The organism is Paenibacillus sp. WG02, assembly GCF_055396115.1.
Genome location: NZ_AP036016.1, coordinates 7,672,424 through 7,696,462, shown reverse-complemented (window position 1 = coordinate 7,696,462; position 24,039 = coordinate 7,672,424). Strand labels below are relative to the sequence as shown.

General features: G+C 45.9%; 15 protein-coding genes and 1 pseudogene. 8 read left to right on the top strand and 8 right to left on the bottom strand.

Annotated elements, in window-relative coordinates; genetic code table 11:
• Positions 1–18: 18 nt before the first annotated feature.
• Positions 19–3,924, top strand: a complete 3,906-nt coding sequence (locus tag ACBP55_RS34690) for an S-layer homology domain-containing protein (RefSeq protein ID WP_464648203.1) — start codon at positions 19–21, stop codon at positions 3,922–3,924.
• A 332-nt stretch (positions 3,925–4,256) separates the two neighbouring features.
• A complete protein-coding gene (locus ACBP55_RS34685) occupies positions 4,257–7,217 on the top strand; it encodes a hybrid sensor histidine kinase/response regulator (RefSeq protein ID WP_464648202.1) in 2,961 nt (986 codons plus the stop codon).
• Positions 7,218–7,444: 227 nt separating this feature from the next.
• Here ACBP55_RS34685 and ACBP55_RS34680 read toward each other — a convergent pair whose 3' ends face one another.
• The 8 genes and pseudogenes from ACBP55_RS34680 to ACBP55_RS34645 form a co-directional block, all read right to left on the bottom strand.
• Positions 7,445–8,572: a response regulator gene (locus tag ACBP55_RS34680; RefSeq protein WP_464648201.1), complete on the bottom strand. Its 1,128-nt coding sequence runs from the start codon at positions 8,570–8,572 to the stop codon at positions 7,445–7,447.
• A complete protein-coding gene (locus ACBP55_RS34675) occupies positions 8,550–8,786 on the bottom strand; it encodes a hypothetical protein (protein WP_464648200.1) in 237 nt (78 codons plus the stop codon). Before ACBP55_RS34675 ends, ACBP55_RS34680 begins: the two co-directional genes overlap by 23 nt.
• Before the next feature lie 89 nt (positions 8,787–8,875).
• Positions 8,876–10,310 (bottom strand): annotated as a pseudogene (locus ACBP55_RS34670) (MFS transporter).
• 54 nt (positions 10,311–10,364) lie between these two features.
• Positions 10,365–10,952: a TetR/AcrR family transcriptional regulator gene (locus tag ACBP55_RS34665; protein WP_029195490.1), complete on the bottom strand. Its 588-nt coding sequence runs from the start codon at positions 10,950–10,952 to the stop codon at positions 10,365–10,367.
• A gap of 128 nt (positions 10,953–11,080) precedes the next feature.
• Positions 11,081–12,280 carry an MFS transporter gene (locus tag ACBP55_RS34660; RefSeq protein WP_464648199.1) on the bottom strand — a complete coding sequence of 400 codons (1,200 nt, stop codon included), beginning with the start codon at positions 12,278–12,280 and terminating at the stop codon, positions 11,081–11,083.
• 78 nt (positions 12,281–12,358) lie between these two features.
• On the bottom strand, positions 12,359–12,958 hold the full coding sequence (locus ACBP55_RS34655; RefSeq protein ID WP_464648198.1) for a TetR/AcrR family transcriptional regulator: 600 nt from the start codon (positions 12,956–12,958) through the stop codon (positions 12,359–12,361).
• Positions 12,959–13,084: 126 nt separating this feature from the next.
• Complete coding sequence (locus ACBP55_RS34650; protein WP_464648197.1) at positions 13,085–13,936, bottom strand: DMT family transporter; 852 nt, start codon at positions 13,934–13,936, stop codon at positions 13,085–13,087.
• Positions 13,937–13,963: 27 nt separating this feature from the next.
• Complete coding sequence (locus ACBP55_RS34645) at positions 13,964–14,914, bottom strand: metallophosphoesterase family protein (protein ID WP_464648196.1); 951 nt, start codon at positions 14,912–14,914, stop codon at positions 13,964–13,966.
• Positions 14,915–15,205: 291 nt separating this feature from the next.
• On the opposite strand from ACBP55_RS34645, the gene ACBP55_RS34640 reads away from it, so the two are divergent.
• The 6 genes from ACBP55_RS34640 to ACBP55_RS34615 all read left to right on the top strand — a co-directional run bounded on the left by ACBP55_RS34640 (position 15,206) and on the right by ACBP55_RS34615 (position 24,020).
• Complete coding sequence (locus ACBP55_RS34640) at positions 15,206–16,861, top strand: DUF4091 domain-containing protein (protein WP_464648195.1); 1,656 nt, start codon at positions 15,206–15,208, stop codon at positions 16,859–16,861.
• Positions 16,862–16,999: 138 nt separating this feature from the next.
• Positions 17,000–17,770: a DeoR/GlpR family DNA-binding transcription regulator gene (locus tag ACBP55_RS34635; protein ID WP_464648194.1), complete on the top strand. Its 771-nt coding sequence runs from the start codon at positions 17,000–17,002 to the stop codon at positions 17,768–17,770.
• A 240-nt stretch (positions 17,771–18,010) separates the two neighbouring features.
• The gene (locus ACBP55_RS34630; protein ID WP_464648193.1) at positions 18,011–19,660 is read left to right on the top strand and encodes a type 2 periplasmic-binding domain-containing protein; all 1,650 of its coding nucleotides are present in this window, start codon (positions 18,011–18,013) and stop codon (positions 19,658–19,660) included.
• Between the two features lie 57 nt (positions 19,661–19,717).
• A complete protein-coding gene (locus tag ACBP55_RS34625; protein ID WP_464648192.1) occupies positions 19,718–20,635 on the top strand; it encodes an ABC transporter permease in 918 nt (305 codons plus the stop codon).
• Between the two features lie 54 nt (positions 20,636–20,689).
• Positions 20,690–21,568 carry a carbohydrate ABC transporter permease gene (locus ACBP55_RS34620; protein ID WP_464648191.1) on the top strand — a complete coding sequence of 293 codons (879 nt, stop codon included), beginning with the start codon at positions 20,690–20,692 and terminating at the stop codon, positions 21,566–21,568.
• Positions 21,569–21,740: 172 nt separating this feature from the next.
• A complete protein-coding gene (locus ACBP55_RS34615; RefSeq protein ID WP_464648190.1) occupies positions 21,741–24,020 on the top strand; it encodes a helix-turn-helix domain-containing protein in 2,280 nt (759 codons plus the stop codon).
• The last annotated feature ends 19 nt before the right edge of the window (positions 24,021–24,039 follow it).

Sequence of the window (24,039 nt, the reverse complement as noted above, 5' to 3'; positions counted from 1 at the left end):
GGTAGGAGTGAACAAAAGATGAAATTAAAAAATCAAAGAATGTTATCTGTTCTAATGGCAATCGTTATGGTATTAACGATGATGCCTTTTCATCCGTTAGAAGTAGGAGCAGCGGTAACACCAACACTTGATCTCGGTACTCCGGTTAGATCATCCGCAACAAACTATCAGCTGGCAAATGCTGCATTTGGAAGTACGGGTGTCGTTGATACAGACGGCGGATACTTTAAAGTAGCTGTAAATAATGGCTCAACTGCAGTTGGGACTGTTCCAAACAGTATTACCGAGTTGACTAATGGCATAACCATTAGCGGCATTGTTACTGACCAATCTACATCTACAAATAGAGTGTTCAATTTTTCAGGCGCTGCTACTTATGAAGACATTCGAGCTGCGATTCGAAATATGACATTTACACAAGCTGCAGGGCAAACCCAAAGTGTCACAGTCAATGTAACGCCAGGGGCGCCATTGTCCAATGGAAAAACATCTGTGCGTACCTACAATGGACGCTATTTTGCATATGTGGCAAGACAGACTACCATGACTTTTTATGATGCTGTGACTACTGCAACGAACAATAATGGACATCTCGTAGAGCCAGCAGCAGGCGATGCTGGTGCTGGAGAAATGTTGGCGATTGCCAGTATGTTTAAAGAATTTAAGAGTTCCTTTATGACAATTTCAGGAACCCAGTGGAACTTTATAAGCTTTATTGGCGCTACTAAAACTACATCACCTAGTTGGAGCACTTCTAATAATGATAGTCTGACACATTATGTATCGAACATCGGTCAGCATACAAATCTTGAGACCTCGAATTATAATGTGCCTAATGGACCCATCACCCATATTACACTTCTGCTAGACACCAATAATACTAAAGTAGGTTACTTAGGCGTAACTGATGTACACGGTAGCGGTACATTTAAAGATCCAGGAGTTATTGTTGAGTATAATCCCGGAGTCATTACCAACATCACGGCCACCAAAGATGTTCCAGGTTTTTCGGGCGGTGGGATCGATAGTGTAACAGCAGCCGTTTATAAGAGTGTAACAGCTTCCGTTTATAACGGCTCCAGCACAATAATGGCAACCCCTCGTGATGTAAATACGGTTATGACTGTTACACATGCAAACGGGAGCCCAGTTACAGGACTCAGAGCATTTGACCAAAGTGGCAACGAAATTACTGCTGGCGTAAACGGTTGGTATCCAAGCAACGGAAGCCCGATTGTATTTCTGCCTTTATTGCCGGGTGGAAAATACAAAGTAGCTGCTACATCGACATTCGATGCAAGTACAGTAACTCCAAGTACGGCTTCTGAGACACAAAGTATTACATTGCCAACAGTAGGCAATAACCTTACAACAGGACACGACCCTGCAAATGCCGGTAAAACATCCATTACCGTAAATCCATCCTCAACTTTGGCTAAATATGCTGTAGCCGATGAGAATGGCAATGTGGTAAGTGGTTGGAAAACAGGCACCGGTTCAGATGTAACTTTTGATAACCTTGATCCTAATACCCATTATCAAATTGTAGCGATTCCTGCCGATGCTGGCGGCAATCCTCCTGTATCGGGCGTGAGCGGTACACCAGTCTTAACGCCAGTTGCGCCAGTGGACGCAAGCAACATCTTGAGAATGCCATCAAGCACCGCCGGCAGCGACCTGATTCAAATTAACAATACTTCACCTACAGTCCAGTACGCCCTTGTAGATAAGAGTACAGGCAAATACGTTGATGTACACGGTAATCTGACTACTGAACCTGTTTGGATAATCGGAAATGGAAGCACATTAACCTTCCAACCTGTTGATGCTGCGAAAACTTATCAAGTCTTAGCCCGGCCAATACCGGCAGCAGGTGAGATTTCGCCGATGCCGACAAGCGGAACGGATGTACTTCCTTATAATACCGCAAACCTGTCTGGCGGAATGATGTATGAAGATACAACCTATCCTACACATGCAACAATCACTGTGGCTGGCGTTAAAGGCAGCGTAAGTCAATATACTGGAAAATATGCTGTCAACGGTGTACCTGTAGGGGTGTATCCGGCAAGTATTACGATTACGAACCCTGACAACGCAGCACTTAACGCAACATTTACGGCTACTGCTACCGTAGATGACCAAGGCAACGTCACATTTGGACCATTTACGACAAATCCTGGGACGCCTGTGGGAATGAGCGTTACAAGCGATGCAAAAGGAACCATTACTGTGCATCCTTCTGCTGCTGTATCACAGGTAGCCAGCGATATGGCAGCTGCTATCAATACGAATACTCTAGAGGCATTAAAAGCAGCACATGATGAATTTACTGTGCTCACACCGGAAGAACAGTTGCAAATAAGCAGGACAACGGTTGAGAATGTATCCAATGCGATATTAAAGTTGCTCCAGGCTTCATTAAAGATTAGCAGTGTCGTAAGCGGTGTTGCAAACCCTGCTGCCACAAGAAATCAATTGGATAATCAAAAGGGTATGCTGCTTACGCCTGCAGAAATTGCTCAAGTACTGAACGGTCAATCCTTGAATGTCACTCTTAATCTGAATGCAACGGATGTGTCTACTAGCACAACTCCAGGAGTATCAGCCGACAAAAGCTTAATTGAAACCCGCGTTGCCTCAAGTGCGGCTATCATTGGCTTTATGTATGATATTAACATTACCAAAAAAGTAGATGTACTAAACAGCAGCGGTGCAGTAATCACTCCAGGCGCTTCACAGCTTGTGCCTGTAGTGCCGGAGCCGATTAGTATTACACTGCCCATTCCAACAAGCCTGCTGGGTTATAAGTATTTCGCTATTGTAAGAGTTCACAATGGCGTTGCGGAATTCATACCAGCCTCTGTCAATGGAACAACCGTAACGTTCTCCTCAACCAAGTTTTCGACTTATGCTTTGGTTTACTCCAACCAAATGATATTTGCGGATAACTTGCCGGGTACAGGACCTTCACTGCCATCAACGGATGGCGGAAGTGGAGGCGGAGGTTTCATCAGCTCCACCGTCACGATTGATAACGTGACAGGCGGAAAAGTTACTGTAGACAATAGTACCGCTACATCAGGTACAAAAGTGACTATTACTGTTGCACCTGATGCCGGATATACACTGGACAAGTTAACGATTACTGATGATAAAGGTAATCTAATCAACTATACGGACAATGGCAATGGTACTTATACGTATGTCCAACCGAGTGGTTCAGTTAAGATTAACGCTACGTTCAAAGCTTTAGATAAGACACCAGCACCGGCTGCCGATACGGGAGTATCCAAGTTGCTCAATACAATGGAACATTTTGCATATTTAAGCGGGTATGAGGATGGAACCTTTAGGTCGGATGCCTCAGTAACCCGTGCTGAAGTCGCTCAGATGTTCTATAATCTTCTTAGAAATCAGGATGTAAATACTTCAGGAAAGCACTTTGCTGATGTACCTGAAAAGGCATGGTATGCAAAAGCTGTGAACACCTTAGCTAGCCTCGGTATTATTAACGACTATAAAGATGGCTCCTTCGCACCTAATAGAGCCATCACTCGCGCAGAGTTTACAATCATTGCAGTAAGCTTTTCGAATAAAGCTGCAGGCAATAAGAGCTTTACAGATGTATCGAACACCCATTGGGCCTATGCCAGCATAGCAACTTCAGCGGAATACGGATGGGTAAATGGCTATCAGGACGGTGCTTTTGAACCGGATAAAACCATCAGTCGCGCAGAGACTGCTACGATTGCAAACAGAATGCTCAATCGTCAGGCTGACAAGAAAGCCGTCGATGCGTCCACTAACATCAAAGTTTTCAAAGACCTTTCAAGCGGCTACTGGGCATACTATGACATCATGGAAGCAACCAATGCCCATCAATACAAAAAATCAAACGGTATGGAAATTTGGGTACCGTAACAAAGCGCCATTGATTAAGTAAGCACAAAACAAGAAAGCCCGCCAATGTTTTCATATGGCGGGCTTTCTTTACATTCTAGACTTTGTTATCCGATTGCGGCAGAAGGAATTCACGCTTTTCTTGTCGAAAATATGAACTCCAGCATTTGCCATCAGATGGTGGAGTTGCTCGGCAAAACGTTGGGAGTGACTCTTTATGATACGGATAAAAAACAAAACCGCTCTGAAATATGTTGCATCGTTCATCCTGTTTCTCTCCATACTTCTTGGAATCCGGTGGCTTTGGTTCAGGAATTTTTACTACGCCTGAACATCCTAGTGCGGTTCAAGGCGTGCTCGATCTGCGTGGCTGGGACTTCGTGAAATCCAATTCCATTACGCTGAATGGCGAGTGGGAGTTTTATCCGGAAGCGTTCATCAGACACGAAGACAAGGGCCGGGAATCTCTTGGCAAGCGTTATATTCAGGTTCCGGGAGATTGGCGAAGCGCTTTGCCATCCGGGTCAAAGTCATCTTTCGGATACGGGACATACCGGCTGCGCATTCTTGTCGATCCTTTGCCGCATCAGTCTTTCGAATTCTGGATTCAGGAAATTCAAGCCTCTTCAGTTGTTGAATTCAACGGTCAGATAGCAGGAATCGGCCAACCGACTGATCAATCGAAAACGTATACGCCCCGCCGGATTTCTTATACCCCGCTCTATAAGGGAAACGGAGTGAGTGAGATCGAGCTGCTTGTACGCGTTGCCAATTTCGAAGATCCGTTTAAAGGCGGCATTGTCAGGGACATCCGTTTCGGGTCGGATGCGGCCATCGATTCCGAACGCTGGAGCTCCATTGGCTTTCAGGTTGTAACATTCATGATACTGATGTTGCATGGCTTCTACGCATTGATGTTATACATGTTCAATCGGCAAAAATCGTTGCTCGTCTTCTTCATGCTGCTTCTGGTCTCCGGTCTTTCGATTGTGTCCGATAACGACAGCCTGCTGCTGGTAGGCATGCCTTTCATCAACTATGCATGGGCGCTGAAAATCAAGGTACTCTCGTATTTGTCTTTCTCCTTTTTTTTCCTATTACTGATTGGAATATTTGCCAAGCTCAAAACAAACACTGGATTGTTCCGTACGTACGTCGGCGTTTTCACTTTATATTGGGGGTTTGTGGCGGTCATGCCGCCACCGCTCATTTACTATTCGATCGATGCTAATGTATTCACGCTGATTAGCTGGTTCCCATGGGCCTGGATTGTCTATCTGGTCGGCAAAATGATAGCAAGAAATCAGCCTGGCGCCATTTTTCTGGTGCTTGCCGCCACGAGCATCTTATCCAACTCTGTCTGGGGAGCGTTTAATACTCGCTCGGAAGTAACGAGCGTCTACTACCCGGTTGACGTGCTGGCGGCTATTGTCTGTTTTTCTGCTTACTGGTTTAAGCAGTACTTCCGCAATTCCGAAGAAAACGCTAAGCTGAACGAGCAGTTAAGGATGGCAGACAAATTGAAGGACGATTTCCTAGCCAACACATCGCATGAATTGCGAAATCCGCTGCACGGGATACTGAATATGGCGCAAACGGTACTTGACAGCGAAAAACATGCGCTGAGCGATAAGAGCGCCAAAAATTTGGAGTTGATGATCATCGTCGGCCGGCGCATGTCGTTTATGTTAAATGACCTGCTCGATTTGACGCGTCTCAAGGAGGGTATCGTCCGCCTGCATCTGCAAAGTGTTCAGTTGCAAGCGGTCACTTCCGGCGTATTCGACATGGTTCGCTTCATGACCGAAGGTAAACCGATCCGTCTCATCAGCGAGATTCCAAACGAGTATCCCCCTGTGATGGCCGACGAAAACCGGCTCGTTCAAATTGTGTTCAATCTTGTTCACAATGCGGTCAAATTTACTAATGAAGGGACAATCACCATCCGGGCAGTCGTTAAGGGCGGGAAAGCGTACATTAGCGTTGCGGATACAGGCGCAGGCATGGACGCGGAAACGCTGCAAAGAATCTTTAAGCCCTACGAGCAAGGCGACACCGGCATGACGGCGGCTCCAGGCGGCGGCATCGGACTCGGGCTTGGCATTTGCAAGCAGCTCGTAGAGCTGCATGGCGAAGCGTTAGAGGTCATCTCTGCCCCCGGCGAAGGCACAGTATTCACGTTTTCATTGGCGCTGTCCGATTCGCTTTTCGTTCAACCGGAAATGGAAGCTGCGTCGATTCTATTGCCCGCTTATATGGAAACAGGCGCTGCCGGCTCGAACATTCAATACGGTAAAGATACGGAGACGCCAAGTTCCAGATCTACGGATAGACCGATCGTATTGGCTGTGGACGATGATCCGTTTAACCTGAAAGTATTGGAGGACATTTTAACTGCGAAAAGCTTCGATATCGTTGCGGTTACGAGCGGCAAAGAAGCGTTGTCTCAACTACATTCGAGAGTGTGGGATCTGGTTATTACCGACGTCATGATGCCTCACATGTCGGGATATGAGTTAACGCACGCGATCCGCGAGCGCTATTCGAGCTCGGAACTGCCCATTCTGCTTCTGACCGCACGCAACAAGTCTGAAGATATTGCCGCAGGATTTTTGGCAGGCGCCAACGATTACGTTGTAAAACCAGCGGATACGATGGAGTTGATAGCTCGGGTGAGGGCATTAACCGATGTGCACCGTTCGATGCGCGAACGGCTGCGTATGGAAGCAGCATGGCTGCAAGCGCAAATACAGCCGCATTTTTTATTCAACGCGCTCAATGCGATAGCGGCGCTCAGCGACATCAATCTGAACAGAATGCGCCTTCTGCTTGACGAGTTCGGAAATTATTTGCGATCCAGCTTCAACTTTCAAAATTCCGAGCAGCTTGTTCCGCTTGAACAGGAGCTTGCTCTCGTCCGTTCATATTTGTATATTGAGAATGAACGTTTCAACGGCAATTTGGATATTGTTTGGGAAATTGATGTAGGCATGAGGCTGAAGATTCCTCCGCTTTCTATCCAACCTCTCGTAGAAAACGCAGTACGGCATGGTATAACGAGGCGTTCGTCGGGAGGAAAGATACTTATTCAAATCACCGAATATGAAGACCGCTCAGAAGCAACCATTACCGATAACGGCGTTGGAATGGATGAAGAAACGGTGCAAGGACTATTGCGCACACGTTCGGGCAGCAGGCAGGGAGTCGGTCTGCTCAATATCGATCGGCGGCTGAAACAAATGTATGGGAATGGATTGCAAATTCAGAGTTATCCGGAGCAAGGTACTACCGTTTCTTTTGTCGTCCCGAAGTGAAGCGTGAGGAGTGTCAAGTTTAGCGTTTGCAGGCAGTTGGCTTGGAGGAGGCGAACGATGTGATTGCTTCCCTCCTCCGAGCCAAGTGTGCACCTCAAGCGCTACTTTGAATATGGCTCGATACGACAATAGCGAAGCATTGTTAGGGGCGCCGCGCAGCGGTATGGATAGTTACCAAGTTTCTGCTTCGATGTCCTCCTTCGTCACCTCATTGCGTCATTGGCAATTTATTTCTCGATTAATTCGAACCAGTCTACTAGCTTGTCGGTCAAGCCGATCTGCAGCTCTTTTGAAAACAGATGATTCAGCTTACGGAAGTGCCTCTCCGCTTCTTTGCGCCGTCCGCTTGCCGTATAAAGCTTCATCAGCGCAAGTCCGTTGTCTTCGTTATACGGATCCGCATCCTGAATCCGTTCGTACATTGCGAGCGCTTCCTCCAGCACTCCGGCTTTCTCATAGAATCGGGCTATCGAACTGGCGTGCTTATACCATAGCTTCCGTAGTCTTTCGCGTTCGGTCTCCGCCCACCCATAACCGTGCTCCTGAAAATAGTCCCCTTCATAAAGTTCAAGCAGCCGCAGCAGCTCGGAGTGACTGTCGGCCAAATTCCCTCCGCTCGCCTGCCGCAAACCGTTCTCCCATTCATCCACGTCAATCCGAATGCGGCTTGTGTCCAGCACGTAGCCTTCCTGAATAGTCAGATTGCGGATGGGGATATCGATGCCCATTTGCTTCAAGCACTGTCTGATGTGATAAATCGATGTGTACAGTTGACTCGTCGCTTGTTTCACGTCAAGTTCCGGCCATAGCAGCTCCAGAAGCGTTTCCTTGAGGACAATATTGCCGCGATGGTGCAGCAGATAAGCAAACAGCTCCTGCGTTTTTGTTGTTCGCCATTTCGGAATTTCCGAAGACCCGCTGCTGTTCTGAAAACGGAGAGACCGAAAACAGAGAACGCGGGAAGGCGCCGTTGACCGGATGTCTTCTTGTTTATGCAATCTTCTTTGCATCAGTCGCTTTATCGTATGATCCAAACGAGCTTGATGCAGCGGCTTAAGCAAATAATCGACCGCATTCAGTTCGAACGCTTGGATAGCATATTCGTTATATGCCGTTACAAACACAATATCGATTCCCGGGCAAGCCTCCTGTGCCAACTCCACTGCATCGATGCCCGACAGCTCCGGCAAGTGAATATCGAAAAATATGACGTCCGGCTGAAGTTCCGGCATTCGCGCAATAGCCTCCCGCGCATTCTGAAACGAGCCTACGACCGAAATCCCGGAATATCCCGATAGCATTCGTCGAATTTGATTTAGCACCAGCGCTTCGTCATCCACCAACATAATCTTCATGTATTTCACGCTCCATAAAAATGCATACATTGTTTTTCAGCGCCATTTGACCAGCTATACCCATACTATCGGGATTTTGGCAATGGATAATTAGTGCTTTTCCGAACAAGCCGTGTTGCTGCGGAAAAAGAGCGCTGTTATTCACTATATCATCATTAGGGTGCTGTTCCCACGAAATTTGGGAGTCCTGAAGAAGCTCACATATCGCTGCCATTGGTAGCCTCAACCGCTCGAAATCGCATATTTTAAAAATGAAATTAAATAGCCCATGCAACTGCGCATAGGCCTCTTTGATTTCTTCGTTTAATTATAACTATTCGATAAAGCAGCTGCCTCAGACTCCTTCAAGACCACTTTTTTCTCCTTCTTTCTACCAAAAGAGAAATAGTAAATCGCTAAAATAACCAGTTGCAATGCGGCAATAACGAAGCAGATATTACTGAAAATAAAGCCAGAAGAATAGCTGTAAAAGGGGTTCCAGTTTGGAACACCGCGGGATCCAAGATCAACGATTTTACTGTATACGCCGATAGCGATCCCTTGCGAAATGAAGTTGACCATCACGAGCATGCCCATCCCAACGCCAACTTGTTCCTTAGGCAAGGTTCTTGAAACCGAATTGGATATCGCAATGACGATGAAAGATTGCCCGACGTTGCCGAGAATCAGAAAGACAGCAATGAGCAGGGGAGAACCTCCGGTAAAAGTGGAGAGCAAAAGAAAACAAGCCAGCAGTAGGCTTGAAGCCACATATACGACGAATGAGTTGCCTTTTAGATCCGCGAGTCTACCGCCTTTACGTCCAAATACGGCCGAAGCCACGGCTGCAGGGACCATCGCGAAGCCAATCCAAAGGGATGGAAGCTTCTGAATGTCTGCTAATAGCAGAGGGCTGAGTACATAAAGTGAGCAGCAAGTACCATTGATGAGGAATGAAATGGTCAGTCCGAGTGTATACTTTTTATTTCGAAAGAGTTTTGGCGCAATAAAGGGCTCCCCAGCGGTGCAAATTCGAGCAATGAATAACCCTAAAGCGAGTAAGCCACCTAACAAAAGCCAGATTCCCTTCGTAACACTCAGCAATAATAAAGCGATTGTGATGGCTAACAGACTACCTCCAATCCAATCAAATTTCCCTGTTGTCCCCGGCTTTTCATTTCCTAAATACTTACGGTAAAAAGGGAGTGTCGCCAAAACTAGCAAGGGTACTGCAAATAACCAGCGCCAGTGTAATGTGCTAACGATTAAAGCCGCGACAACAGGCCCAAGTGCATTACCAAAAGCCAAACCTACCGCAGTCATGCCAAGTGCTGCACCTCTGCGTTCCGGAGCGAAATAACGCAAGGGGATGATCATCGCAATCGCGGGAATAACGGCAGCTTCCGGATGCTTGCAGACATCTGCCGACTAGCGCCATTCCGAATGTTTGTGAGGTTAGCCCGATGAGGGACCCGGCCGTAAATAATAGGAGTCCGAAGGTTACCAAATTTTTCAGCTTATAGCGGTCTGACAGCTTTCCGTAGGTGACTGCACCAATCGCGTAGATCAGAATGTAGGCAGATGAGAGCCAGCTGACCTGGGCAATCGTGAGAGAGAAGTCTTCACTAATCTTAGGCAAAACGATGTTGAACATGATGCCGCTCATCATGGATATAGTCAGGGTGAACATCAAAATACGCATTAATTTGTCGCTGGTTTGCTGTGGTTCTTGGATTTGGGTAGTCAAACGTGACCACATCCTTTTTTTAAAATTTGACTGTCAGTACTGACTGACATTTGGTCTGTAAAAAAACTAGGGTTGTAAGGCCCTAGCAAAAATCTTTACGCTCTCTTGAATAAATGGCTCCAATGAAATGGTTGAGTAGTTTTTATGACTATCGAGATCGTTCATGTATGCCCCGAAATTCATCATCATAAAGGAGAAGGCGTGCATCTCCGGATTCGTGGGAATCATTTTGCCCTTTTCAGACATTGTGATGAAATAATTCGTTAAGATTTCCAGCAACTGCAGAGGATGCTTATGTGTACGCTCGCGGAAGCCGGGCAGTTGACCCTCTTCTTTGAGACTGATCTGGATCAATTTGCGATTACGGTTCATAATCTCATGATAGGTTTTACTAACCAGAAGCAGATCCTTCTCTAGATCCCACACGAGCTTTTCACTAAACAGCTTCTTCATCTCTTCGGCATAATGATAGCGGTCAAATGCGGCTTCGAGGAGCTTCTGTTTACTGCCGAATTGGCGAAACAATGTTTTCTCACTAAGACCTGCTTCCGTGGCAATTTCAAGAGTAGTTACTCCATTGTAGCCTTTAGCCGCGATCAAATTGAGCGCCGCCAAGAGAAGTCTATCGCTGCTTCCAAGCTTGCTGCTGTCCATATGATCCCTCTTCCATAACAATGTCAGTGCTCACTGACATCATGATATGCTGGATAAGGAATAAAGTCAATACATGTATATCCTGTTATAAGAACTTTTCTGTAAAATCATGCTTGGTGATTTCAATGCTAATTCACATATTCAGCTTGCATGTCTCTTCTGGCCTGTAACGATAAGACGAAGCATAGAATGAGAACGAAGGCTGCGGCTGCGTAGGGATAATTAATGTTCATATCGAACAGAAAGCCTGCGACAACAGGTCCCGCGATATTCCCGAGACTTGTGAAAGCCGAGTTCAGGCCTGCCACATACCCTTGCTGCTCATGTGCCATTTTGGACATCTGAGTGCCGATTGCCGGTCGTAAAATATCAATGGATAAAAACACGATGAAAGTAACCGTGATAATCAAAAAGTAGCTGTTCACGAAAAGCGTTAACAATACGAACAGACCTGCAATGATCAAACAGAAGGAGATGACTCGCTTCTCTCCAAACCGATTCAATATCCATCCGAAAATGGTTACTTGCACGACAGCGCCAGCTATGGATCCGAACGTGATGATAATCGCGATGTCTTTCGGTGTGAAGCCGAATTTATGATCGACGAAAAGTCCGAATATCTGTTCATAATTCGACAGACCGAAGGACATAACAAACACAATGATCAAGCTCAAGAAGTAAGGCTCTCGGTAGGAATGCGCCAACTGTGTAATAAGACTTTGTTTCTTCATTAGGACAGGCGTGGAGTTTGTGAGTTTCTCTGCTGTTCTTGATTCAGGTAGAACAAGAAATGTAAGGACAGCAGCAATAGCGCCGGCCACCGCAGCCGAATAGAAGGGGACACGAATCCCGTATTCAGCTAGAAACCCTCCTATACCGGGACCAATTATAAACCCTGTTGTGATCGCCGCATTAATGAATCCCATACCTTGAGCTCTCTCTTCGACAGAGGTAACATCTGCTGCATAGGCCATCACAGCAGGCATAATGAGCGCGGCGCCGATTCCTCCAAGCATTCTAGAAACGAACATAAGAAGAGGAGTGCTGGCTGCTCCGAAGAGCCACTCTGAGAGGGCGAATAGAATCATGCCAGCCACAATAATCCTTTTCCGACCAAGAGAATCGGATAACCTGCCGGCTAAAGGTGAAAAGATAAGTTGAGTGAGTGAGAAAGAGGCAACCAGCAATCCCATCAGACTTCCGCTTATATGAAGCTCCGTCATATAGGTGGGCATAATGGGAACGACAAGACCGACGCCTGTAAAGACGAGAAATATATTAAATATGAGGAGCAGGACAGCTCCCCTGTTTCTTAGTAATAAAGGCATTCGAAAGCCCTCCAAAGTTTTGTGATGGGTTTAAAATAAATAATACTGAACGTTCGTTTTGTAAAAGTCCGAGGAAACCTATCTCGGTTCCCGTGCAATCCCGTGCAGAAAAACCTTCATTGCTGTTTTATACAAAGCTAGCGCATCCTCCAAATTGGTTCTTCGAGACATCTGACTAAGCCCAATAATCAAGCTTTCTAGAATAATAGCCAATCTTTCCACATCATTTTGTTTAAATTCATCGTTATCAATTCCTTGTTGGAACAACTTTTGGTTGAACGTAAGATGTCCAGCGATCATCGCCGTAATTCGTTCTTCGACTTCGGTGGCATTTTCCTGATTGCTGAAAAATTCATCAGCTGCTTTGGTAAGAGGATGGTTAAGGTCTTCGCGAACAAGCTGCTCTGCAAGTCCGTATAGTTTATCTGTTGTTGTTGGGTAGAGCGCCTCTTTTAGGCTCCATTTATGTTCCCATTCTCTCTCCCATTCATCAAGCAAATAGAGAAACAAGCCTTCCTTGCTCTTAAAATGATAGTAAATGTTCCCCTTGCTGCTCGCGGTTGCCTCCACAATATCTTCAATGGAAGTGGCTTTGTACCCTTTTTGAACAAATAGGGCTCTTGCGGCGTCGGCAACACGTTTTTTGGTCTGCTCACTTTGCAGCTGCTTTTTGTTCATATGATTCGACTCCGATTCAACTGATTATTAAAAACGACTTATTGAATTGAATGCATTAATAATACTGAACGTTCGTTCTGTATCTTAACAAAAAAAGCGGCATCAAGCAAGGGGAGTACCCCCTGTTTAGCCAAAAAAGCTAATGATCAGAATGCCGATCAAGATGAGAATGGAGCAAATAATTCTTAGTTGGCCTTGCTTTTCTTTGAGCACAACAATGCCCAGAATTGTTGCGAATACCGTGCCAATCTCACGAATGGGTGAGATATGGGCGACGGGGGCATATTTCATGGCGAATAAAAATAACAAATAAGATCCGGGGTTGAGGATCGCTCCCAGTAAAATGATCTTGGCGTTCAGTTTCCACTCGATCCGAAGTTGTTTAGAAGCGAGGACAATCGGCGTCAGTGCAGCCATGAACCCGATATTCGTAACCTCCAATAAAGCGATAGCTGAGACATGCTGAAGGTTGAAGCGATCAACAAAAATGTAACATGTCGTACATAGGCCGACACAAAGGGCCATAAGGAACGGCTTAACAGTTCCGGGCGATCCTTGTTTACGGGTGAAAATACCGCTAAGCCAAATGAAACCGAAGACCATGCAGAGCAGGCCTATCCAACCGTATATGGATAAGGATTCACGAAGGAACAAGACACTGCCGATGGGAATGAAGAGCGTGCTGGTGCCTCGCATAATCGGATACACCTGGGACAGGTCGCCCATATTGTAGGTACGTGCCAGCAACAGGGAGTAGACACTTTGCAAACAAGCAGATAAAAGTAAGAATCCGTAGGCTTTTAGAGATAAAGGGTTAAGCCATAGTTCTCTGATTAAATAAGGAAGAAGCCCGATTGTGGTCACCATCATGATGGACCATAGAAAGACGCTTTTATTCTGGCTTCTTTTGGTGAATAAGCTCCAGACTGCGTGCGTAAGACCTGAAGCTACGACTAGTAAAATTGAAACAATAAACAAGAGATCATCTCCAAACCTTGAGAGAAGTTAGACGTTGGGGATGTGTTCGGGTTGATCCATGATTACCGTACCGTCAGCCAGCCGCAGCCAGGATTCGAAAGAACGCTCGCCTTCGCGGAGTCGAATGATCCGGGCACCGCGGGGGAAGCCGTCTTTGCCATAGGTATTGTAGCCCGTTGCTCTTCCGTAGCAGAGACGTACGCCGTGAAGCTCACCCCAATAATCGTTGACGTGGTCGTGGCCGCAGAAGGTTCCGATGACATCGCCCATTTCGACCATAGCCGTAAACAAGCCCGAATTGACAGGAGGGCAGCAGACATGTTCAAACTTGTTGCCATAGCAGGTCTCATTGTCCCAGACTTGTTTATATTCCGGAAGCGGGATATGGAAGAAAGCCAGGGCAGGGTAATCTTGCGCCCCCATGCTCGATTGGAGCCTACGGGATTCCTCCCTGTACCAGTCGACCTGATTGCTGCGAATCCAATCATAGCCTTGGATATGCGGCAGCGCAGAGCGATCCCCGGAATCGAAGAAGTACAAAGCGGCAGCGGTCTGACCATCGGAACCCAAAATAGATAACGTATAGTTGCCGACGCCGTTCATTCCTTCTGGTCCTCGCTGCGCAACGGTATGGGAATGCTCCAGCACGGTATGCATGAGCTCATCTCTAGTGATGGTAGTTTCTGTATCGTGGTTGCCGAACACAACGGCCCATGGAATACCGCGAGATTCAGCCGTGTGAACGGCATCGCGAAATGCTTGATGCGGATGTTCGCAAACAGGCTCACCGGAAGCTCCGTACCCTGTATAAATGACGTCACCCGTAAATACGACAAGGTCAGGACGCTCAGCGTCTAGGACATCTTCCATTAGACGACGTGTTTGCTGATCCTCATCTCCACCATTTTCCCAATGTAAATCGGTGAACTGGACGATGGTAAAAGTTCGATCTTCGCGAAAGGCAAGCGGATGCTGCACGATAAATGTCCCCCTATAAGTTGTATTTTTGTAGTATTCATGTTGTTTCTTTGTGATATAATGTTGTTTGTTGGCTATTGTATCGCTGGTTTGCACGGCTGTCAATGAAGAAATTTTTTGATGAAAAGATTGAAAGCAAGAATGAAACCGTTTTCGAATGTAGTGCTCGTGGGGAGGTTTTTTTCGCAAAAAAGAGCGATTAAGCAAGAAATGCCGATATACGGTACGGAGTAACAACCGTATCTTTATAATCAAACAACCTATTAAATGTAAGTAAGAGGAGACTACATCATGTCTGATAAAAAGATTGATTTGCGGTGTTTGAATTCTTTGGCTAAAGTAATCGCTCATCGTGAACTGGATTCCCGTTATTTTCTTGAACGAGCAACAACATTCAGCAATGAGATTTTCTCTTTTCAGGTAGCCTATCGATCGGAGCAGCTTGTCAAAGGGATACGAGTCACAATCGAATCACCTCTTTCCGACTACATAACGGTGCGAAAAGTAGGATTAGTGCCAAGTGAATTAGCATGTTATGGCGATCATGATGATGATGTAATCAGTGATCAACCTGGACTGTATCCGGATCCGTTGATGCCATTGGATGTCCATGGTGAGGTCGCTTTACCTGGGAGCTGGAGCTCTTTATGGATAACGGTTGAGCTCAAGAATCAACATTTAGAGGGTGTGTATCCAATTGATGTGATTTTGCTGTCTGCTGATGGCAATCGGATGGGCTCAGAACGTATCGATTTACAAGTACTAAGCGGTTCTTTGCCCAAGCAAAAGTTGATTCGAACCGAATGGTTCCATACGGATTGTTTAGCGAATCATTACAATGTGAATGTCTTCAGCGAAGAGCATTGGACACTGATTGAGCAATATGTTCAAACGGCGGTCAAGCAAGGGATCAATATGATTTTAACGCCATTATTCACCCCTCCATTGGATACAGAAGTTGGCGGTGAGCGCACGACTGTGCAGTTGGTAGAAGTAGAGCGTGATGAGAATGGATACCGATTTGATTTTCGCTTACTGGAGAGATGGATAGCGCTTGGAGACCGCTGCGGGGTTCAATATTTTGAGTTTTCTCATTTATTTACGCAATGGGGGGCACAGTTTGCGCCTAAAATCATGGCTACGGAAAAGGGGCAGCTGAAACGAATATTTGGTTGGGAAACTGACGCAACAGGGGAAGAATACAGTCAGTTCCTAGAGGCGCTTTTACCTGAATTGGATCGGTTTATTAAAAAGCAGGGCATTCAGGATCGCGTATTTTTCCACGTTTCGGACGAACCGACCTTGGATAATTTGGAATCCTATCGGGCAGCAAGTAACCGGTTGAGCCAGTTCCTTCAAGGCTATCCTACGTTCGATGCGCTTTCGGACTATGAATTTTACGGGCATGGCCTTGTGAACACGCCAGTGGTTGCCAACAATCATATTGATGCCTTTATTAGCCGCGGCGTGGATAATCTGTGGACTTACTATTGCTGCGCGCAGTACAAAAAAGTATCGAATCGATTCTTTGCATTTCCTTCGGAGCGAAATCGGATCATTGGATTCCAGTTATATAAATTTGATATTCGAGGGTTTTTACATTGGGGTTATAATTTCTGGTATTCGCAATATGCGCGTAAAATGGTGAATCCATTCGTCCAAACGGATGCAGATCGAGCTTTTCCTTCTGGGGATGCCTTTCTTGTATATCCAGGAGAAGCGGGACCCATCGAATCTATTCGAATGGTTGTATTTTATGAAGCTTTGCAAGATGTAAGGGCGCTTGAAATGTTGGAAGGTTTGATTGGTCGCGAGAGAACGATTGCTTTAATTGAAGAAGATCTTGAAGTGCCATTAACCTTCAGCGATTATCCGCATGAACCTGACTGGATTATCAAGAAACGTGAGCAGATCAATCAACTTATTGCATCGCTGGCTAAAGGATAAGCCGATCCGTTGACATCGTAAGCGCCACCTTATAAACTGGATGAAAACAACAGGAAACATCACAATGTGGATATCATCGGTCAATAGCTGATGCTTACGATGTCAGTTTTCCTTACGGAAAACTCTTAGGAGGCCATTATGTCATTAACATACGAAGATCGCAGGATGACGATCCTGAACCATTTGGAGATGGAAGGGAAAGTGCAGGTGCATCACCTGTCCGAGATGCTTAATGTTTCGACGGAAACGGTGCGGCGGGATTTGGATCGGCTAGAGAAGGAAGGCAAGCTTCGCAAAGTGTACGGAGGCGCTGTCAAAATGCGCATCGAGCTGGTCGAACCACCTTTTCTTAGGCGGGCGCAAATGATGAAGCCGGAGAAAGCGGGCATCGGCAAGCTGGCTGCCTCTTTGGTCCAAGACGGCGAAACGATTATGCTGGATAACGGCACGACGACGATTGAAATTTTGCCTTACCTGAAGGATCGTACGAATGTAACCTTGATTACCCATTCTGTTCCGATTCTCAATCTGGCCATGGAAACGTTCCGGGGAAGAATTATTTTCGCAGGTGGAGAAATGAACGTGGAGTGCCAGGCCGCAACAGGCTCGTTAACGGATCAGTTTCTGGATCAATTTAAGGTGAACAAAGCGTTTATTTCTGTAGGAGGCATCTCACTCGCAGACGGCATTACCGACTTCCATTTGGCGGAAGCCATCATTTCGCGTAAAATGATGCAGCGCGCCGAGGAAGCCATTCTGGTAGCAGATCATTCCAAATTCGGAATGTCGACGTTCGCCAAAGTGTCAAAGCTCGAAGATATCTCGATGCTCATTACCGATCCGGGCTGCTCGAAGGAATGGATCGATACGATTGAGGCGCTCGGCATTGAAGTGCTGATCAGCGACTAATAGGAAAATCGCCACCGAACCGGCTCTCTTAGCGGTGAAAGGGCGATTTTTTCTTTGCAAATAAGGGTATTCTCAAAAAATGAGGATGATACAAAAAGAAGCGACGTCTATTCCTAAGAAAACAATACGATTGAATAATCGACGATATACGACATCAGCAGGCGTGAGATATGCTTCTTTCACAGGGCTAATCCGCTTCATGGCGGTAGCGCCGGACTACGAGATAAGGGGAGTGTTTCCATGAAAAGAAGATTTCAATTTAAAATGCTGCCGATCGCGGCAACCATTCTTACACTATCGCTTGCAACCGCTTGCGGAAATGCTGGATCTACAAAAGATGCTGCTAGCAGCACAGCGCCAGCGTCATCAGTTGCATCCGTTTCTAAAGATCCTGTGAAGGTAACATTGTGGACACCGATGAATCCGAATGCCAAAGCCGTCGTCAAAAGCTTGAACGAACTCCCTATGGTGAAAGAGTGGGCCAAGAAGACAAACGTAACGTTTGACTTCCAACATTCTTCTGGAAACACACCGCAAGATGATGTTCAGCAATACGGTGTAATGGTTGCTTCTAATAACCTGCCGGATTCGATGTTGTGGAATTGGAACAGTGTGCAGGGCGGAACATCCAAAATGTTCAAGGACGGCACGATTATTAAACTGAACGATTTAATTGAAAAGAATGCGCCGAATTTGAAGAAAATTATGGACGCTAACCCGCAGATCGCCAAACAGATCAAGGCGGATAACGGTGATATTTATGCGATGCCTCACTTGAAGGTAGGTCAATATGGCCAGTACAAAACTTTCAGCGGCATGGTCATTCGTCAGGATTGGCTGGATGAGCTCGGACTGAAATCGCCGGAAACGATTGATGAGTGGGAAACAGTGCTCAAAGCGTTCAAAGAGAAGAAAGGTGCTATTCCTTTCACATTGAACAAATCCTATCCGATGTCATTTGCTGACTTCGCAGGCGCATACGGTGTTACGGGCATGTCGACGATTGCGAATGCGAGCAGTTTCTATGTCGATAATGGCAAAGTGAAATTCGGACCTGCTCAGCCAGAGTTCAAGCAATATTTGACGACGATGCAAAAATGGTACAAGGAAGGTCTGATCGATCCGGACTTCGCTTCCAATGACTCCAAAACGATGGATGCCAAAGTAACTTCCGGCAAAGCTGGAGCTTTCTACGGTTTCATCGGCGGAAGCATCGGTACGTATACACCGGCACTGCAGAAGACAGACCCGAAAGCGAAGCTTTCTGCTGTCCAATATCCTGTTTTGAAAAAGGGCGACGAGCCTAAATTTGTACAAGCGTCATGGGAATACGACAACATCGGAACGGTCATTACGAGTGCGAATAAGCATGCAGCCGAAACGGTAAAAGCCTTGGACTATCTGTATAGCGAAGAAGGAGCAATGCTCAAAAACTTCGGTATCGAAGGTCAAACGTACACGAAAGTAGACGGTCAACCGAAGTACACGGACCTGATTTTGAAAAATCCTGATAACCTGCCGATCAGTCAAGCGATGGCTAAATATTTTATCGCCAACTACGGCTTCTCCGGTTTGGATGATGACCGTTACAACGATCAGTATTATCAATTGCCAGCACAAAAAGATGCCGTAAAACTATACGCGAAATATGCGAATAATGCCTACAAAGTGATGCTGCCGCCAGTGGTTCTGTCTACGGATGAAGCGAAGGAGTCTGCGAAAATCTTGAACGATGTGAGCACGCTGTTGACGGAGCAAATCACCAAAATTGTGATGGGTGCCGCAAAAGTGGAAGATTACGATAAAACGGTAGAACAAGTGAAGAAGATGAATATGGACCGTGCTGTGGAGATCTACCAAACGGCAACGGATCGTTACAACAAACGCTAAAGAGTTCGAGGGGAGCTTGCCTCCCCTTTTTTATCAAACAGGTAAGGAAGTGAGAACATGGCCCATTCCATTCGGGTTTTACTAGATGACATAAGAAAAAATCGCGCGATCTACCTGATGGTCCTGCCGGTTGTGCTGTACTTCTTCATTTTTAAATATTTCCCGATGTATGGCGCCGTTATCGCCTTCAAGGATTTTAGTCCTGCGAAAGGCATTTGGGGCAGCGATTGGGTAGGCTTTCAACATTTTAAAGATTTCTTTCAAAGCTATTATTTTATCCGCGTGCTGCGCAATACGTTTCTGATCAGCTTTTATAACTTGATATTCGGCTTTCCAGCACCGATTATTCTTGCGATCCTTTTGAATGAGCTTCGCCAGAAGTTTTTTAAATCGATTGTGCAGACGGTGTCCTATTTGCCGCATTTCATCTCGATTGTCGTCATTTCAGGGTTAATTATTGACTTCACGAACCGTGGAGGGATTGTAAACTCCATCATTATGTTCTTCGGCGGGCAAGATTCTGCGCTTATGAATAACGCCGAGAATTTCCGTACCATTTTCGTCAGCACGTCTGTTTGGCAAGAACTTGGTTGGTCATCCATCATTTATTTGGCCGCGCTTAGCGGGATTAATCCGGAGTTGTACGAAGCTGTTCGCGTTGATGGGGCAGGGAGATTTCGTCAAATCTGGAGTGTAACGCTTCCGGGACTCATTCCAACGATTATGATTTTGCTTATTCTTCGCATTGGCGGATTGATGGAGGTTGGCTTCGAGAAAGTCGTTCTGCTTTATAATCCAAATACGTATGAAACGGCGGATGTGATTTCATCCTTTGTTTATCGTGAAGGGCTGGCACAAGGGAATGATTATAGCTATACAACGGCTGTAGGGCTATTTCAATCCATGATCAACTTCATTTTACTTATTAGCGCTAACAGCATATCCCGCCGATTCTCGGGCAGCCGGTTGTGGTAGCCTACGCTTACGATGTCAGCTTTTCTTATGAAAAGCTCTCAGGAGGAACTAACGATGAAATTAAGCGCAACTGAGCGTCTATTCGATATCGGTAATGCGATTCTTATGATATTGCTTATCGTCTGTACGTTATACCCGTTCTACTATGTGTTCATGGCGTCCATCAGCGATTCCAATTTGCTAATCCAGCATTCGGGCTTGTTGTTGAAACCGCTGGGGTTTAATCTCGGTGCTTTTCAGAAAGTAATTGCGAATCCCAACATTTTGACCGGATATGGGAATACGCTGCTCATCTTGATTGTGGGTACGGCGGTTAATCTGTTTTTTACTACGCTTGGGGCCTACGCGCTGTCCAGAAAGTTCGTGATGCGGAAGTTCCTGATGATCTGTATCGTGTTTACGATGTATTTCAGCGGCGGATTGATTCCGACCTATTTGTTAATCAACAACTATCTGCACATGGGAAATAGCTACCTTGCACTCATCTTACCCGTGGCGATCAGTACATGGAACTTGATTATTATGCGAACTTCGTTCGAAGCGATCCCTGAGGGTTTGATGGAATCAGCTAAGATCGATGGCGCAGGTGAATGGCGCATTTTGTTCCAGATTGTAGTGCCGCTGTCCATGCCTGTTATTGCCGTAATGGTGCTTTATTATGGCGTAGCCCACTGGAATTCCTGGTTTAATGCGATGCTGTTTCTACACGATCGGGAGAAGTTCCCGCTGCAGCTGATTCTTCGAGAAATTCTGGTGCAGAACAGCACGGATTCGATGACCACGGGAACGGGGAATGCGAACGACACGCAAGCGATTGGGGAAAGCATTAAATACGCAACGATCATGGTGGCTACATTGCCGATTCTGATTGCCTATCCTTTTTTACAGAAATATTTTGTGAAAGGCGTCATGGTTGGCGCACTTAAAGAATAACGACCAAACCTGTTCTCTTTTGGATCTTCAAAAGGGGGCGGGATATTTGGTTTTTTCCACTTTCTGTGAGGGAATCACTAAAAATGATGATGATACAAAAATCGTAGATTGTACTTGCGCTGTTGAAGATGGGATAATACTGCATACAGCATGAGTAAGGGAGGACTTTTTTGTGAAGCGGAGCGTATTTTTATTTTGGCTTTACTCGAACTTAACCATTCTATGTATTCCCATCGTCATCACGATGTTGGTTCTTTTTCAGTCGCAGCATTTATTGAACTCGGAGGTCATTCGATCCAACAAAGCGCTGCTTAACCAGGTGAAGCAATCGCTGGACAATCAGTTCAAAGATATTAAGCGGATGGGTCTCCAGCTTTCCCTCGATCCTAAAGTCATTAAGTATGTTAATCAATCTGATTTCAACAGTACGCAAGTCAAAATCGATACACTGGATCTGATCACTTCACTTCGTTCGTATGCCGCCTCGAATGGGGATATTAACGATTTATATGTCTATATGAAAAAAGGGCATTTCGGGGTTACGACATCGACAATGAATCAAGATGAGCTCCTTTTCCAATTGCTCCATGCAGGAGATAAAGGCATCACCATGAAGCAGTGGAGCGACAGTATGGAGAAAATCTACTATGGAAATTTCCTTCAATTCGCTGACGATGACATGGTTTACATGCAGTCACTGCCGATTCAGAATGCCAGCGAAGCGCCGGCAACACTTGTTGTCATGCTGAACGCAGAGCGTTTGAAAGCAGCTATCTCAAATATCCAGATTGCCCAAGCTGGCAGTGTGTTGATACTCGATTCCACGAACAAAATGCTCATGGCTGCAGGTGATTCGGATCATGTCTCTGATATTAATTTCGAGCAGATCAACTCAGCGGAAGGGTCATTTAGTCAAAAATGGGGCAATGAAGAGGTAACGGTTTCTTACGTTTCTTCGGTTGAAAATGAATGGAAGTATGTGTCCATCGTTCCTACGAAAATTTATTCAGCGAAAGTAAGTCAATTGCGCAGCTGGATTTATGCGGGTTTATTTCTGTGTGTTTTTGTCGGTGGTCCGATGTCTATCTGGCTGACGCGAAGACATTATATGCCGATCCGCCGCATGGTGGATTTAGTTTCTCCGAAGGTGAAGTCCAATATCGAAGGGATTGGAAATGAATTCTCACTGCTCCAGTCCTTCATGTCGGAAAATGAAGCTTTGCAGGTTACGGCAAACCGAACCATCCAGAAGCAGCAAGATGTGCTGCGCAGCCATTTTCTGGCGCGACTGCTCAAAGGCAGAGTCGAGAGCGGTTCGGCACTCGCGCAATCGATGGAATCGTTTGACCTGCGGTTCGAGACGAACCGTTTTGCCGTCTTACTGTTTCATATCGGCGACTATGATGCTTTGTTTAATGATAATAGGTCGCGCGATGCGGAGTCGAAATTGCAGTATGTTTATTATATCGTGACGAACATTACGGAAGAGCTGATTCGCAGAAAACATACGGTGTACACGACCGAAGTGGACGGTATGATTGCTTTTCTAGTTAATATTCAGAATGACGATGAAGTTCGGACGAAGCAGGATTTAATTGAGATTGCGCAAGAGGCGCAGTTCATTATTCAGGGGAAATTTTATATTCAGCTGACGATAGGCATCAGTGATATCCATCCACTTTTGACCGGAATCCCCCAAGGATTCGATGAGGCGCTGGAGGCGCTTGAGTATAAATTCGTCATTGGTCCAAGCCAAATCATACCTTTTGATCGGATCAAACGACCGAAGAATGAGCTGTATTATCCGCTGGAAATGGAGCGGCAGCTGATCAATCATATTAGAACCGGGCAGTACGAGGAGGCCATGGAGGCCGTCAGTGAACTGATCGTAACGAATGTGTCGGACGGCACGTTGTCGCTGCAGCTCGGCAAGCTTCTCATGTTTGAACTGATTGGCACGATCTTGAAGGCTATTGAGCATTTGGATCAGGGTCCTAATGAACTGGCGGTTGAAAAGCATGCGCTCATTAAGCAATTGACCCAGTGCGAGTCTTTCGTGGAAATTGAAGATGAAATTTATAAGTTTTTGAAAACGGTCTGTGACTACGTCGATTCCAAGAAGAAAAGTCACAATACGAATCTGAAGGATCAAGTGCTGAGCTATATTGATGAGCATTTGGCGGATATGGATTTGAGCCTGACGTCGCTGTCTCTGAAGTTTGAAGTCAATGCGCCGTATTTATCGCGGTTCATCAAGGAGCAGTCTGGGGAAACATTTATTGATTACGTCAATAAACAGCGAGTCCAGCTGGCTAAGCAGCTGATGACGGAGACCGATGATACGATTACGGATATTACGCAGAAGGTCGGTTTCTCGAATAGTAATACCTTTATCAGGGTTTTTAAACGCTATGAGGGGATTACACCAGGGCAGTTCAGGAAAGGTGAATAAGGCAAGAATGAAAGTGCCA

Bases quoted from the DNA above. Each gene is read 5' to 3' on its own strand.
- ACBP55_RS34690 (WP_464648203.1), top strand. From the start codon at position 19: ATGAAATTAAAAAATCAAAGAATGTTATCTGTTCTAATGGCAATCGTT.
- ACBP55_RS34680 (WP_464648201.1), bottom strand. From the start codon at position 8,572: ATGAAGATTATGTTGGTGGATGACGAAGCGCTGGTGCTAAATCAAATT.
- ACBP55_RS34675 (WP_464648200.1), bottom strand. From the start codon at position 8,786: ATGGCAGCGATATGTGAGCTTCTTCAGGACTCCCAAATTTCGTGGGAA.
- ACBP55_RS34665 (WP_029195490.1), bottom strand. From the start codon at position 10,952: ATGGACAGCAGCAAGCTTGGAAGCAGCGATAGACTTCTCTTGGCGGCG.
- ACBP55_RS34660 (WP_464648199.1), bottom strand. From the start codon at position 12,280: ATGCCTTTATTACTAAGAAACAGGGGAGCTGTCCTGCTCCTCATATTT.
- ACBP55_RS34655 (WP_464648198.1), bottom strand. From the start codon at position 12,958: ATGAACAAAAAGCAGCTGCAAAGTGAGCAGACCAAAAAACGTGTTGCC.
- ACBP55_RS34640 (WP_464648195.1), top strand. From the start codon at position 15,206: ATGTCTGATAAAAAGATTGATTTGCGGTGTTTGAATTCTTTGGCTAAA.
- ACBP55_RS34635 (WP_464648194.1), top strand. From the start codon at position 17,000: ATGTCATTAACATACGAAGATCGCAGGATGACGATCCTGAACCATTTG.
- ACBP55_RS34630 (WP_464648193.1), top strand. From the start codon at position 18,011: ATGAAAAGAAGATTTCAATTTAAAATGCTGCCGATCGCGGCAACCATT.
- ACBP55_RS34625 (WP_464648192.1), top strand. From the start codon at position 19,718: ATGGCCCATTCCATTCGGGTTTTACTAGATGACATAAGAAAAAATCGC.
- ACBP55_RS34620 (WP_464648191.1), top strand. From the start codon at position 20,690: ATGAAATTAAGCGCAACTGAGCGTCTATTCGATATCGGTAATGCGATT.